The organism is Nocardia sp. SSK8 (assembly GCF_037034205.1).
In the GTDB taxonomy this organism is placed as follows: domain Bacteria; phylum Actinomycetota; class Actinomycetes; order Mycobacteriales; family Mycobacteriaceae; genus Nocardia.
This window is the reverse complement of the sequence record NZ_JBAGKD010000020.1, coordinates 1-13,440: the sequence shown is the minus strand read 5'-3', so window position 1 is coordinate 13,440 and position 13,440 is coordinate 1. Positions and strand designations below refer to the sequence as shown.

The window sequence follows — 13,440 nt, the reverse complement described above, 5'->3', positions numbered from 1 at the left end:
GCTCAGGCGCCGCCCGCGCGAATCGCCTCGAACACGCCCGGATCGACCAGCGTCGAGGTGTCGCCGAGCTCGCGTCCCTCGGCCACATCGCGCAGCAGGCGGCGCATGATCTTGCCGCTGCGGGTCTTGGGCAGTTCCGGCACGAGATGGATCTCGCGCGGCTTGGCGATCGGGCTGATCTGCTTGGCGACTTCCGCTTTGAGTTCGTCGACCAGCCCCGCGCCCGCGTTGCCCGCCGACTCGCCGGTCAGGATGACGAACGCGACGATGCCCTGCCCGGTGGTGGCGTCGCTGGCGCCGACCACCGCCGCCTCGGCCACCGCCGGGTGCCCGACCAGCGCCGATTCGACCTCGGCGGTGGAGATGCGGTGCCCGGAGACATTCATGACGTCATCGACGCGGCCGAGCACCCACAGATCCCCGTCGGCGTCGAGCTTGGCGCCATCGCCCGCGAAGTACCAGCCCTGCTCGGCGTAGCGCTCCCAGTAGGTGGCCCGGTAGCGGTCCATATCGCCCCAGATACCGCGCAGCATGGACGGCCACGGCTTGTCGAGCACCAGGTACCCATTGGCCTCGGTCTCCCCGAGCTGCACCGGCTTGCCCTCTTCGTCGACGACCTTGGCCGAGATTCCGGGCAGCGGGCGCATGGCGGCGCCGGGTTTGGTGGCGGTGACGCCGGGCAGGGGGGAGATCATGATGGCGCCGGTTTCGGTCTGCCACCAGGTGTCCACGATCGGGGTCTTGTCGGCGCCGATGATGGTGCGGTACCAGCGCCAGGCTTCGGGGTTGATGGGTTCGCCGACGGAGCCGAGCAGGCGCAGGGAGGTGAGGTTGTGGGCGTCGGGGATCTCGCGTCCCCATTTCATGAAGGTGCGGATCAAGGTGGGCGCGGTGTAGTAGATGGTGACGCCGTATTTCTCGATGATCTCGAAGTGGCGGTGTTCGTTGGGGGAGTTGGGGGTGCCTTCGTAGACGACTTGGGTGGCGCGGTTGGCGAGGGGGCCGTAGACGATGTAGCTGTGACCGGTGACCCAGCCGATGTCGGCGGTGCACCAGTAGACGTCTTGTCCGGCTTTGTGGTCGAAGACGTTGTGGTGGGTGTAGGCGGTTTGGGTGAGGTAGCCGCCGGTGGTGTGCAGGATGCCCTTGGGTTTTCCGGTGGTGCCGGAGGTGTAGAGGATGAACAGCGGGTGCTCGGCGGGGAAGGACCGCGCCTCATGCGTCGGCGACGAGGTCGACACGGTCTCGTGCCACCACAGGTCACGCCCGTCGGTCCAGGGCACCTCGGTGCCCACCCGCCGCACCACCAGCACGTGCTCCACCGAGGACGGCACATCGCCCTTGGCGGCGAGCGCCTCGTCCACGGCCTCCTTGAGCGGGGCGGGCTTGCCGCGCCGCCACTGTCCGTCGGTGGTGATGATCAGCCGCGCTTCGGCATCGTCGACCCGCTGACGCAAGGCGCTGGGCGAGAACCCGGCGAAGACCACCGAGTGTGTGAGTCCCAGTCGCGCGCACGCCAGCATCGAAACGATCGCCTCGGGCACCATCGGCATATAGATCGCGACCCGGTCCCCGGCTTCCAGCCCGAGTTCGGTCAGGTAGTTCGCCGCCTGCGAAACCTCTTCGAGCAGTTCGCGATAGGTGATGTCGCGCGAATCGCCGGGTTCACCCTCCCAGTGGATGGCGACCTGATCGCCGTGCCCGTCGAAGACATGCCGGTCCACGCAGTTGTAGGCGACATTGAGCTCGCCGTCGGCGAACCAGCGCGCGACGGGCGCGGCGGTCCAGTCCAGCACCTGGGTGAAGGGCCGGTGCCAGTGCAGTCGGTTCGCCTGCTCGGCCCAGAAGCCGTCGCGATCGGTCTCGCCCTGCTCGTACAGTGCGGCGTCCGCGTTGGCCGACGCGGCGAACTCCGCGCTCGGCGGGAACGAGTCCGGGTGTCCTGCAGCGGTTTCGGTCATGTCGATTCAGCCTCACATGCCTAGTGCGGTCGGGTCGGTCGCGAGGGCGCCAGCCCTGCTCCCTCGACAGTAGTCACCCCACCCCGCCGCGCGCGGCGGTTGTATCACGCAGGTTTCGCCGGTGGGTTCATCCGATGACTTCGCGGACAGACCGGCCGGTCGCGGGCTATCGTTTTATCTCAACCGTTCAGCTGATGGTTCCGAGAATTGTTCATTTATTTCGGGAGACCGCGTTGAGATTCAGTAAAGCCACCGCGTTGATCGCCGCCGCCGTCACCGCCGCGGGCCTCGTCCTGACCGCCTGCTCGTCCGGCGACGGTATCGACCCGGACATCGTCACCACCAACGCGGGCGAGCCGCAGAATCCGTTGGTGCCCACCAATACCAACGAGAACATGGGTGGTCGCGTGGTCGACCGCCTGTTCGCCGGGCTCAAGTACTACGACGCCACCGGCACGGCACACGACGAGATGGCGGAGCGGATCGAGACCGCCGATCGCAAGTCCTATCGCATCACCATCAAGCCGGACTGGAAATTCACCGACGGCACCACGGTAACCGCGAAATCTTTCGTCGACGCGTGGAATTACGGCGCCCTTGCCACCAATGCGCAATTGCAGAGTTATGTCTTCACGCCGATTGTCGGATTCGATGAAGTGAATGCCGAGAAGCCCACGGCGGAGACCATGTCGGGTCTGAAAGTGGTCGACGATCGCACGTTCACCGTGGAATTGAAATCACCGTCCATCGATTTCGAGAGCGCGCTCGGTTACGCCCCGTTCTATCCGCTGCCCGAATCCGCGTTCGCCGACATGCGGGCCTTCGGCGAGAACCCGGTCGGCAACGGTCCCTACGCGTTCGAGTCCTGGGAACACAATGTCAAGATCGATCTGAAGCCCAACCCGGACTACCCCGGTGGCCGCCCGGCCAAGAACAAGGGCCTGCGGTTCGTCATGTACCAGTCCTACGAAACCGCCTACGCGGATCTGCAGGCGGGCAATCTCGACACCCTCGACACCATTCCCGACAGCGCCCTGACCTCGTACAAGGATGATCTCGGCGACCGCGCCATCACCAAGCCGACCGCGCAGAACCAGCACATCGGCATCCAGACCACCGTGCCGCATTTCGGCGGCGAGGAAGGCGTGCTGCGCCGCCGGGCGATCTCCATGGCGATCAACCGCCCGCAGATCAGCGAGAAGATCTTCAACGGATTGCGCCTGCCCGCCCGCGATTTCACCGCCGCCACCCTGCCCGGCTACCGCGACGACCTGCCCGGTTCCGAGGTGTTCGAGTACAACCCCGACGAGGCCAAGAAACTCTGGGCACAGGCCGACGCCCTCTCACCGTGGTCGGGCAAATACACCATCACCTACAACTCCGACGGCGGTCACCAGGCCTGGATCGAAGCCGTGGCCAACAGCGTGAAGAACACCCTCGGCATCGAGGCGGTCGCCAACCCGGTGCCCACGTTCAAGAACGTGCGCGACGCGGTGAACGCCAAAACCATCGGCACCGCCTTCCGCTACGGCTGGCAGGGCGACTACCCGACGATGATGCAGTTCCTGTCCTCGCAGTACTACAGCTACTCCGAGACCAACAATGTCGACTACGACAATCCCGCGGTCGACCGGCTCTTCGACGCCGCCATGGCCGCCCCCACCCAGCAGGAGTCCTACCAGCTGATCGCCCAGGCACAGACCATCATGATCGAGGACATGGCCGATATCCCGGTGTTCGACTATGTCGCCGCGGCGGGCTGCTCGGACCGGGTGCGTAACGCCGAATTGGCCTGGAACGGATTGTTCGACTTCGAGAACATCGAGAAGTAGCAACGCGGATGGGTTGGTACATACTCCGGCGCCTGCTCCAGATGATCCCGGTGTTCCTCGGCGCCACCCTGCTGATCTACGGCATGGTCTTCCTCATCCCCGGCGACCCCATCAAGGCGCTCGCCGGGGAGAAGCCGCTGACCCCGGCGGCCGAGGCGGCCCTGCGCGCCCGCTATCACCTCGACCAGCCGTTCATCGTGCAGTACCTGCACTATCTGAAGGGCATCGTCACCCTCGATTTCGGAACCTCGTTCTCGGGCAGGCCGGTCCGCGCCGAACTGGAGCGCGCCTTCCCGATCACCATCAAGCTGGCCTTCCTCGCGGTGCTCATCGAGGGCGTGTTCGGCATTGTGTTCGGCCTGATCGCGGGCTTGCGCAAGGGCAAGCTGTTCGATTCGACGATGCTGATCGCGAGCCTGGTGCTGATCGCGCTGCCGGTGTTCGTGGTCGGGTACCTGGCGCAGTTCTTCCTCGGGGTGAAGTGGGGGATCGCGCCGGTGACCGTCAGCGGGCGGGCGAGTCTGGGTGAGCTGCTCGTTCCGGCGTTCGTGCTGGGGTCGCTGTCGTTCGCCTATGTGCTGCGGCTGACGCGGAACTCGGTGGCGGAGAACAAAACCGCCGACTACGTGCGCACCGCCACCGCGAAGGGACTGGGCCGACGACGGGTGGTCACCGTGCACATCCTGCGCAATTCGATGATCCCGGTGGTCACCTTCCTCGGCGCCGATCTCGGGGTGCTGATGGCGGGCGCCATCGTCACCGAGGGCATCTTCAACATTCCCGGCGTCGGCGGCACCGTCTACCAGGCGATCGTCCGCGGCGAGCCGCCGACGGTGGTGTCGTTCGTGACGGTGCTGGTGGTGGTGTTCCTGGTGATGAACCTGCTCATCGACCTGCTCTACGCCGTGCTCGACCCGAGGATCCGTTATGCATGAGAGCCAACGGCATTTCGTGGCCCCCGCCGACGAGGTGACGGTGCTGGCCACCGACCGGGTGCTCGACACCGGCACGCCGACCAGCATCTGGGGCGACGCGTGGCGGCGGCTGCGGCGCAATCCGGTGTTCCTGGTGGCGGTCGTGCTGATCGTGCTGGTGCTGCTGGTCGTGTGCTGGCCGTCGCTGTTCACCGCGCAGGACCCGCGCCTGTGCCTGGGCGAGTTCGGCATGGACGGGCCGCGCCCCGGTCACCCGTTCGGTTTCGACAAGCAGGGCTGCGACATCTACGCCCGCACGATCTACGGCGCCCGCGCCTCGGTGACCGTCGGCATCGGGTCGGCGCTGCTGTTCCTGCTGGTCGGCGGGGTGCTCGGCGCGCTGGCCGGGTTCTACGGCGGCCTGCTCGACACCATTGTCTCGCGCATCGCCGAGATCTTCTTCGCCATCCCGATGGTGCTGGCCGCCATCGTGCTGCTGCAACTGCTGCGCCCGGCCACGGTGACCGCGGTGATCCTGATCCTGGTGGCCTTCACCTGGCCGCAGGCCGCGCGCATCGCCCGCGGCGCGGTGATCGAGGCCAAGAACAGCGAATACGTCACCGCCGCGAAGGCATTGGGTGTCTCGCGGCTGGGCACCCTGCTGCGGCATGTGCTGCCGAACGCGGCCGGGCCGCTGATCGTGGTGGCGACGCTGTGGCTGGGCGTCTTCATCGTCACCGAGGCGACGCTGTCCTATCTCGGCGTCGGCCTGCCACCGGACATCGTGTCCTGGGGCACCGATATCGCCAGGGCCAAGACCGAGATCCGCACCTCGCCGATCCTGTTCTACCCGGCGACCGCGCTGGCCATCACGGTGCTGAGTTTCATCATGCTCGGCGACGCCGTGCGCGACGCGCTCGATCCCAAGGAGCGCACCCGATGACCGAACCGCTGCTCGACATCCGCGACCTCGAGGTCAGCTTCACCACCGACGGCACCCCGGTACCGGCCGTGCGCGGGGTGAACCTCACCGTGTTCCCCGGCCAGACCGTGGCCATCGTCGGCGAGTCCGGGTCGGGCAAGTCGACCACCGCGCACGCCATCATCGACCTGCTGCCCGGCACCGGCGCGGTTACCGGCGGCCGGATCACCTTCGACGGCACCGAGCTCACGACCGCCTCGGCCAAACAGATCGTCGCGATCCGCGGCAACGGCATCGGGCTGGTGCCGCAGGACCCGATGTCGAATCTGAATCCCGTGTGGAAGATCGGCTTCCAGATCCGGGAGACCCTGGCCGCCAATGGCATCGCCACCGGTGCCGCCGCCCGCGAACGCGCGATCGAGCTGCTGACCGAGGCCGGGATGCCCGACGCCGAACGCAGGGTGAACCAGTATCCGCACGAGTTCTCCGGCGGCATGCGCCAGCGCGCGCTCATCGCCATCGGCCTGTCCTGCCGGCCGAAGCTGCTCATCGCCGACGAGCCGACCTCGGCGCTGGACGTCACCGTGCAGCGCCAGATCCTCGACCACCTCGACGGGCTCACCACCGAGCTGGGCACCGCGGTCCTGCTGATCACCCACGATCTCGGGCTGGCCGCCGAGCGGGCCGAACACCTGGTGGTGATGTATCGCGGCCGGGTGGTGGAATCCGGCCCGGCGCTGCGGATCCTGCGTGATCCGCAGCACGAGTACACCAGGAAGCTGGTGCGCTCGGCGCCCTCGCTGGCGGCGCAGCGGATGTCCTCGGCGCGGCAGCGGGCCCAGGTGCGGGCCAAGGCGGTGGCGGTCGCCGAGCGCGAGGAACTGCCCGACACGCTGCTCGACGTGCGGAACCTGACCAAGGCGTTCAAGATCCGGGGCAAGCGGCCCTGGCAGGCCAGCGAATTCGTCGCGGTGCGGGACGTGAGCTGCACCGTCGAGCGGGGCACCACCACCGCCGTCGTCGGCGAGTCCGGCTCGGGCAAGTCGACGCTGGCGCAGATGGTGCTCGGCCTGCTCGAACCGACCTCGGGCAGCGTCGCCTTCGACGGGCAGCGGGTCGCCACGCTGGACCGCAAGAGCGCCTTCACCTTCCGCCGCCGCGTGCAGCCCATCTTCCAGAACCCCTACGGCTCGCTCGACCCGATGTACTCCATCTTCCGCACCATCGAGGAACCGCTGCGGGTGCACCGCATCGGCACCGCCGCCGAGCGCGAGAAGGTGGTGCGCGACCTGCTGGACAAGGTCTCGCTGCCGTCCTCGGTGCTGCGCCGCTACCCCAACGAACTGTCCGGCGGGCAGCGTCAACGGGTCGCCATCGCCCGCGCGCTGGCGCTGTCACCGGAGCTGGTGGTCTGCGACGAGGCGGTCTCCGCGCTCGACGTGCTGGTCCAGGCCCAGATCCTCACCCTCCTCAACGACCTCCAGGCCGAGCTCGGGCTGACCTATCTGTTCATCACCCACGACCTGGCCGTCGTCCGGCAGATCGCCGACAACGTGCTGGTCATGCGGGCGGGTGAGGTGGTGGAGTCGGCGACCACCGACGAGGTGTTCGCCGCACCGCGGCAGGAGTACACGCGAACACTGCTCGAGGCGATCCCGGGCCGCGAGCTGCTCACCGGGTGAGGGGGACCGGCCCTACGCCTGATGCGCGCGACGCCCGCTTTGGAGCTCGTGGCCGACACCGGGCATACGGAAGCCGGTCGCTGCGAATCGGCGGTTCGTGAGCTCGTGATGCGGCAGCCCGGCGCCGGATTCGGCGAGCGATGTCACCCGGTCGGCGTAGCGTGAGCTGGTCCGAGGTGGTGCGGTGTGAGTCGCAGGGGTAGGAGACGCCGATGGATCGGATCGACGCCGAACGGCAGGCCGAGCTCGAATCGCGGCGGCGCCGGGCCAAGACCCCGGCCGCGAAACGGCTGGCCGAAACGCTGTGGCCGGACCGGAGCTGGCCGCGCGTCGGCGGGCTGCACGTCGTCGTCGAGCGCGCTGTCCTCGAACGGTAGCCTCGTATGCCGTGACTGATCCGCTGCAGCCCCTGGTCGACCTGCCCGGCGTGCGTGACGCCGCCGACAAGGCCCGCGACGCGCTCGCCGCGGTGCACCGGCACCGGTCCAACCGGCGCGGCTGGGCGACCACCGCCGCCGAAGCCGCGGTCCGGGCCGCGCGTTCGTCGGCCGCCATCGAGGGCGCGAGCACCGACCTCCCCGCCGACGGACAGGTCAGCGATCCGGTCCTGGCGGGCGCCCTGCGCGTGGGTCAGGCCCTCGACGGCGACGCGCTCAACAACCTGGTCGGCACCTGGCGCCGCGCCCCGCTGCAGGCCCTGGCCCGGCTGCACCTGCTCGCCGCCGCCGACCTGGTCGAGGACGAGCAGGAACTCGGCAGGCCGCGCACCACCCCCGGCGTGGCCGAACGACTCGACCTGCTCGTGCAGACGGTCCAGTCCAGCAAGGCGCCCGCGCCGGTGATCGCGGCGGTCGTGCACGGCGAACTGCTGACCCTGCGCCCGTTCGGCACCGCCGACGGCGTGGTCGCGCGCGGCGCCTCCCGGCTGGTGGCGGTGGCCAGCGGCCTCGACCCGCACAGCCTCGGCGTCCCCGAGGTCTTCTGGCTGCGCCGTCGTCAGGCCTACCTCGACGCAGCCGCGGCCTTCGGCATGGGCACCGCCGAGGGCGTGGGCGGCTGGGTGCTGTTCTGCGCGGGCGCACTGGAAGACGGTGCCCGCGAGGCGAACTCGATCGCCGACGCCGCCGCCGCGAACTGACCCCGGACATCGAAACGGGCGGCGTAGCCGATTCCTCGGCCTCGCCGCCCGCTAGCACGGAACACCCGGTTACCAAGCGTGCTCGGTGGGTTGTGTTCGGTGGCCTCGGCGATCATCCGAACCCCGCCGGTTCATCCCCGCAACCTGTGCGAGGCGTTCGCCGACGACTGCCCGAATTTCGCAGGCCCACAACTCTGCTGCCCTTGTCGCGGCGCGCTCCGCGTGGGTGCCTGGCGTCCGTGCTGGGAAGGGTGGGATGGGAGGCGAAACCTTCTCTTCCGGCTCCGTCTTGGCCTTCCGTCCTTCCGTGACTCCATTCTTACACTGTGACCGCATTCACATCAAGCATTTCTCAGGCATTACCGAATACCGCGATTTTCGGCGTGTCTGCCCGCGATCCGTGCTGGGGCGTTGCCGTCCCGACGCAGGTCAGCGACGTTTCCGTAGCAGCCGGTAGCTGATCGCCCCGGCGACGATCGCACTCAGTCCGACGGCCGCGGTAGCCGCCACGGTGGTGCTCGACGGGGCCTGGAAACGGGACCACAGCGACACCGGATTGGAGAAGATCAGCACCGGCCAGCCGCGCGCGGCGGCCTCCTTGCGCAACCCCCGGTCGGGGTTCACCGCGGTCGGGTGGCCGACGGCGCTCAGCATCGGCACGTCGGTCACCGAGTCGGAGTAGGCGTAGCAGCGCGACAGGTCGTAACCCTCTGTGGCGGCGAGCTTTTCGATCGCGGCCACCTTGCCCTCGCCGTAGCAGTAGAACTCGATGTCACCGGTGTACTTGCCGTCCTCGACCACCATCCTGGTGGCCTCGGTGTGCGAGGCGCCCAGCGCCTGGGCGATCGGCGTCACGATTTCCTCGCCGGAGGCCGAGACGATCACCACGTCGTGCCCGCGGATCTTGTGATCGGCGATCAGATCGGCCGCCTCGGCGTAGATCAGCGGGTCCACCAGATCGTGAAGTGTCTCTGCCACAATGGATTTCACCTGCTCGACATCCCAGCCCGCGCACATGTTGGCCAGGTTTGCCCGCATCCGTTCCATCTGGTCGTGATCGGCCCCCGAGAGCAGGAACAAAAAGTGCGCGTAGCTGCTCTCCAGGACCGCCCGGCGGTTGAGCAGACCCTGGGCGTAGAACGGTTTGCTGAACACGAACGCGCTCGATTTCGCGATCACCGTTTTGTCGAGATCGAAGAACGCCGCGACACGTCCGCCCGGCACCGGCGCCCGGCCGGTATCGGCGAGACTTGTGTCCGTGGGCGATGTCTGGTCGCGATCGTCGGTCACGTCAACAGAATAGGCACGCGCGGCCGGGTCCGCAGGAGGCGCCCTGCACAGCGACTTCACAGGGTTTGCCCCGGGGACGCCGGAGGCGCGAAACGCCCGAAGATGGTGGCGAACGCTACTTGCGCCCGCGGCGGGGGATGGGTGTAGTATTGCTGGCACCTGGACATAGTCCAGGCGCGTTCAGCCCGACCCCCCGGGGCTGAACCCGACGGCCCCAGCCTCCTCCCCCCCGGCTGGGGCCGTCCTCTATTTCCGGCCAGGTGCGGAAAAGTTCTCCACACCCCCGAGTTATCCACAATCGGCCACCGGTGACTGTTGACAGTTCGCGGACTCGACCACGCTGAGCTGCATGAACCTCGCCGCACCGCTCCGCACCTCCGCGCCGGTCGCCCTCGCCCTCGCCCCCGCGCTCGTGCTCGTCGCCGATCCCCGGCTGCGCAACGAAGTCCGCCGCGTCGCCGCGGCCGCCGAACGCGGCACCGACGAGCGGGCCATGCCGGTCAGCAGGCACGCCTGGTCGGCGGCCGGGCTGGTCGTCCTCGATACCGCCGCCGCGCGGGCGGCCACCGCCGCGGGCTGTCCGCGAAGACCCGGGATCGTGCTGGTCACCGAGGGCGAACCGGCGGTGCCCGACTGGCAGGCCGCCACCGCGGTTGGCGCCGAACGGGTCGTCGCGTTGCCCGGCGACGCCGTCGCCCTCGTCGAGCAGTTCGCCGCACACGCCGAGCCCGCCACCGGGGCCGGGGTGGTCGTCGCCGTCGCCGGTGCCGGTGGCGGCGCGGGCGCCACCACGCTGGCCGCCGCCACGGCCCTGCGCGCGGCCGCCCGCCAGCTCCGGCGCGACATCGTGCTGATCGACGGCGCCCCACTCGGCGGCGGGATCGACCTGGTACTCGGCATGGAGAACACCGCCGGACTGCGCTGGCCGGACCTGGTCATCGAGGACGGGCGGGTCTCCGCCGCCGCGCTGCACGGCGCGCTGCCCGCGGCGGCGCCCGGGTTGGCGGTGCTCTCATGCGGGCGGGTTCGCGGGCGCCCGGGTGCGGATCGGCAGCCTGGCGCCGGTACCGCTGCTGCGCCCGTCGGGCGCGCCACCGGCGAGCTGGCACCCGCGGCTGTGCGCGCCGTCATCGAATCCGGCAGGGCCGCAGGCGATCTGGTGGTCTGTGACGTATCGGGGGAGCGTGGCTCGGCGGCCGATGTGATGGTCGATGCCGCCGATCTGGTCGTGCTCGTCGTTCCCGCTCGGCTGCGAGCGGTCGCGGCGGCGGAGGTGGTCGCCGGATATCTCGGCGAGCGAAATCCCAACCGGGGCTTGATTGTTCGCGGCCCGGCGCCCGGTGGTCTGCGCGGGGCCGAGGTGGCCGAGGTGCTCGGGCTCCCGCTGCTCGCCGCCGTGCGCGGGGACGCGGGTCTGGCCGCCCGGCTCGAACGCGGCGGGCTCACCGTGCGCCGCCGGAGCCCATTGCGCGAGGCCGCCGACGCGGTGCTCGCCGTGGTCGGGGCGGAGCGGCGATGAGCGCCTTCGTCACGGCCGAGCTGCTCGATCGGGTCCGCGAACGCCTCGCCGAACACCCGGGCGAGCCCGACGCGGCCCAGCTGGCCGCCGCCGTTCGCGCCGAATCCGGCGGCGTCCTCGCCGACACCGACCTGCTGCGCGCCCTGCGCCTGCTGCAGACCGAGATGACCGGCGCCGGACTCCTCGAGCCGCTGCTGCACGACCCGCGCGTCGCCGATGTGCTGGTCACCGGGCCCGACTCGGTCTGGGTCGACCGTGGTCACGGCCTCGAACGCACCGAGGTCCGCTTCGCCGACGACGCGGCGGTCCGCCGCCTGGCCCAGCGCCTGGCCCTGTCGGCAGGACGGCGGCTCGACGACGCGCAACCCTGGGTCGACGGCAAACTCGCCACCGAGGCGACCCTGGGCGAGGCATTCGGGGTGCGCCTGCACGCGGTCCTCGCGCCCGTCGCCCACGACGGCACCTGCCTGTCGCTGCGCGTGCTGCGTCCCGCCACCCAGGGCCTGGACGCGCTCGCCGCCGCCGGATCGGTACCGCCCGACGCGTATCGCCTGCTGTCCGACATCGTGCGCGCCCGGCTGGCCTTCCTGGTGGTCGGGGGAACCGGCGCAGGGAAAACTACGATGCTTTCCGCGTTGCTCGCGGCGGTCGACCCGGCCGAACGTATCATCTGCGTGGAGGACGCCGCCGAACTCGCGCCCGTCCATCCCCATGTCGTGCGGCTGGTGGCGCGCACCGCCAATGTCGAAGGCGTCGGCGCGGTCACCGTCCGCGACCTGGTGCGCCAGGCGCTGCGGATGCGTCCCGACCGCATCGTCGTCGGCGAGGTCCGCGGCGCCGAGGTGGTCGACCTGCTGACCGCGCTCAATACCGGCCACGACGGCGGTGCCGGTACGGTGCACGCCAATTCGCCCCAGGAGGTACCGGCCCGTCTGGAAGCACTGGCCGCCCTCGGCGGCATGGACCGTGCCGCGCTGCACAGCCAGCTCGCCGCCGCCGTTCAGGTCGTCCTGCACGTTCACCGGCTTGCCGACGGCACCCGTGAACTGCGCGAAATCGGTGTGCTGGAACGAGATTCCGGCGGCATCCACATCACCCCCGCCTGGCGCTCCGACGACCTTCCGGTGCCCGGCGCCGTCGAGCTGCGGCGACTGCTCGAGGTGCGGCTCGGATGAACTGGGGATCACTGGGGACAGGATTGCTCTGCTGTGCGGTGGCTTTGCTCGTGGTGCCGATCGCCGGTGACCGGCGCCGGTTCCGCCGGATGTTCGGCGTGGGCCGTGCGCGCACACCGAAGCGGATCCCTGTGGAGTGGTGTGCGGCGATCGCGGTCGGCGGCGCGGCGTTCGTCTTCGGGCTCGGCACCGGGTTGGCGGCGCTCATGCTCAGCGTCACCGTCGCGGTGCGGCGGCGGCGCGCGCTCGGCGAGCGTACTCGCAGGCAGGAGTGCGGCCATCTGCTGGCCGGGCTCGAGGCGGTCATCGGGGAACTGCGGGTCGGCGCCCATCCCAGCGCCGCCGCCGAGTCGGCCGCCGGTGAATCCCGCGGCGAGGCCGCCCGGGCCCTTGCCGTCAGCGCGGGCCGCAGCCGCCTCGGCGGCTCCGGTGCCGACGGCTGGCTTCACCCGAATTCGCCGGTAGCCGAAGAACTCTCCCGTATCGCCACCGCCTGGCGCGTCGCCGAGCAATACGGCCTCGCCCTAGCCGAACTCCTCGCCGCCGCCCGCACCGACCTCCTCGGCCGCCTCCGTTTCCGCGACCGCACCGAAGCCGCCCTGGCAGGCGCCCGCGCCTCCGCCACCGTCCTCGCGATCCTCCCCGTCATCGGCATAGCCCTGGGCCAACTGATGGGCGCCGCCCCTCTCGCCATCCTCTTCACTGCCCCCGCAGGCCAACTACTCCTCCCACTCGGCGCGGCCTTGGCCTGCTGTGGATTGCTGTGGACAGATGTCATCACCCGCCGGGGGACCGCATGACGAGGACATCAATTCGCCGGGCCAGGAGAAATCGGGCCCGCCACGCTGCGCACCGGCTGGCACTGTCACATCGCGTCGGCCGGTACGACGCTCTTCCGGTTCGCGGTTGGCTTCGGCGTTGCGAACGACGACGGTCCGGTGCGGGCAGCGTGCAGCGTGGCGGGAGCCGGGCACGGTCTGGTGCGGGCAGCGTGCGGCCCGACGGGG

11 protein-coding genes are annotated in these 13,440 nt (G+C 69.7%); 9 read left to right on the top strand and 2 right to left on the bottom strand.

What is annotated here, in order from left to right:
• Positions 1-2: 2 nt before the first annotated feature.
• The gene (gene acs / locus WA675_RS26175) at positions 3-1,961 is read right to left on the bottom strand and encodes an acetate--CoA ligase (protein WP_336087939.1); all 1,959 of its coding nucleotides are present in this window, start codon (positions 1,959-1,961) and stop codon (positions 3-5) included.
• 194 nt (positions 1,962-2,155) lie between these two features.
• Between acs and WA675_RS26170 the strand changes: the two genes are divergently transcribed.
• The 6 genes from WA675_RS26170 to WA675_RS26145 all read left to right on the top strand — a co-directional run bounded on the left by WA675_RS26170 (position 2,156) and on the right by WA675_RS26145 (position 8,449).
• Positions 2,156-3,793, top strand: a complete 1,638-nt coding sequence (locus WA675_RS26170) for a peptide ABC transporter substrate-binding protein (RefSeq protein ID WP_442945724.1) — start codon at positions 2,156-2,158, stop codon at positions 3,791-3,793.
• Between the two features lie 8 nt (positions 3,794-3,801).
• Positions 3,802-4,728 (top strand): ABC transporter permease, encoded by a 927-nt coding sequence (locus tag WA675_RS26165; protein ID WP_336087935.1) that lies wholly within the window; start codon positions 3,802-3,804, stop codon positions 4,726-4,728.
• Entirely contained in the window at positions 4,721-5,650 is a 930-nt protein-coding gene (locus WA675_RS26160) for an ABC transporter permease (protein WP_336087933.1), read from the top strand. The genes WA675_RS26165 and WA675_RS26160 overlap by 8 nt, the downstream gene beginning before the upstream one ends.
• Complete coding sequence (locus tag WA675_RS26155) at positions 5,647-7,311, top strand: ABC transporter ATP-binding protein (protein WP_336087931.1); 1,665 nt, start codon at positions 5,647-5,649, stop codon at positions 7,309-7,311. Before WA675_RS26160 ends, WA675_RS26155 begins: the two co-directional genes overlap by 4 nt.
• A 212-nt stretch (positions 7,312-7,523) precedes the next feature.
• Positions 7,524-7,688 carry a hypothetical protein gene (locus WA675_RS26150; RefSeq protein WP_336087930.1) on the top strand — a complete coding sequence of 55 codons (165 nt, stop codon included), beginning with the start codon at positions 7,524-7,526 and terminating at the stop codon, positions 7,686-7,688.
• A gap of 11 nt (positions 7,689-7,699) precedes the next feature.
• The gene (locus tag WA675_RS26145) at positions 7,700-8,449 is read left to right on the top strand and encodes an oxidoreductase (protein WP_336087928.1); all 750 of its coding nucleotides are present in this window, start codon (positions 7,700-7,702) and stop codon (positions 8,447-8,449) included.
• Between the two features lie 429 nt (positions 8,450-8,878).
• On the opposite strand, the gene WA675_RS26140 is transcribed toward WA675_RS26145, so the two are convergent.
• Positions 8,879-9,673, bottom strand: a complete 795-nt coding sequence (locus WA675_RS26140; RefSeq protein ID WP_336087978.1) for an HAD-IB family hydrolase — start codon at positions 9,671-9,673, stop codon at positions 8,879-8,881.
• 415 nt (positions 9,674-10,088) lie between these two features.
• Between WA675_RS26140 and ssd the strand changes: the two genes are divergently transcribed.
• Genes ssd through WA675_RS26125 form a run of 3 tightly spaced genes read left to right on the top strand, consistent with a single transcriptional unit; the run spans position 10,089 to position 13,233 of the window.
• On the top strand, positions 10,089-11,258 hold the full coding sequence (gene ssd, locus WA675_RS26135) for a septum site-determining protein Ssd (protein WP_336087926.1): 1,170 nt from the start codon (positions 10,089-10,091) through the stop codon (positions 11,256-11,258).
• Positions 11,255-12,433 (top strand): TadA family conjugal transfer-associated ATPase, encoded by a 1,179-nt coding sequence (locus WA675_RS26130; protein ID WP_336087925.1) that lies wholly within the window; start codon positions 11,255-11,257, stop codon positions 12,431-12,433. The genes ssd and WA675_RS26130 overlap by 4 nt, the downstream gene beginning before the upstream one ends.
• 38 nt (positions 12,434-12,471) lie before the next feature.
• The gene (locus WA675_RS26125) at positions 12,472-13,233 is read left to right on the top strand and encodes a type II secretion system F family protein (RefSeq protein WP_442945723.1); all 762 of its coding nucleotides are present in this window, start codon (positions 12,472-12,474) and stop codon (positions 13,231-13,233) included.
• The last annotated feature ends 207 nt before the right edge of the window (positions 13,234-13,440 follow it).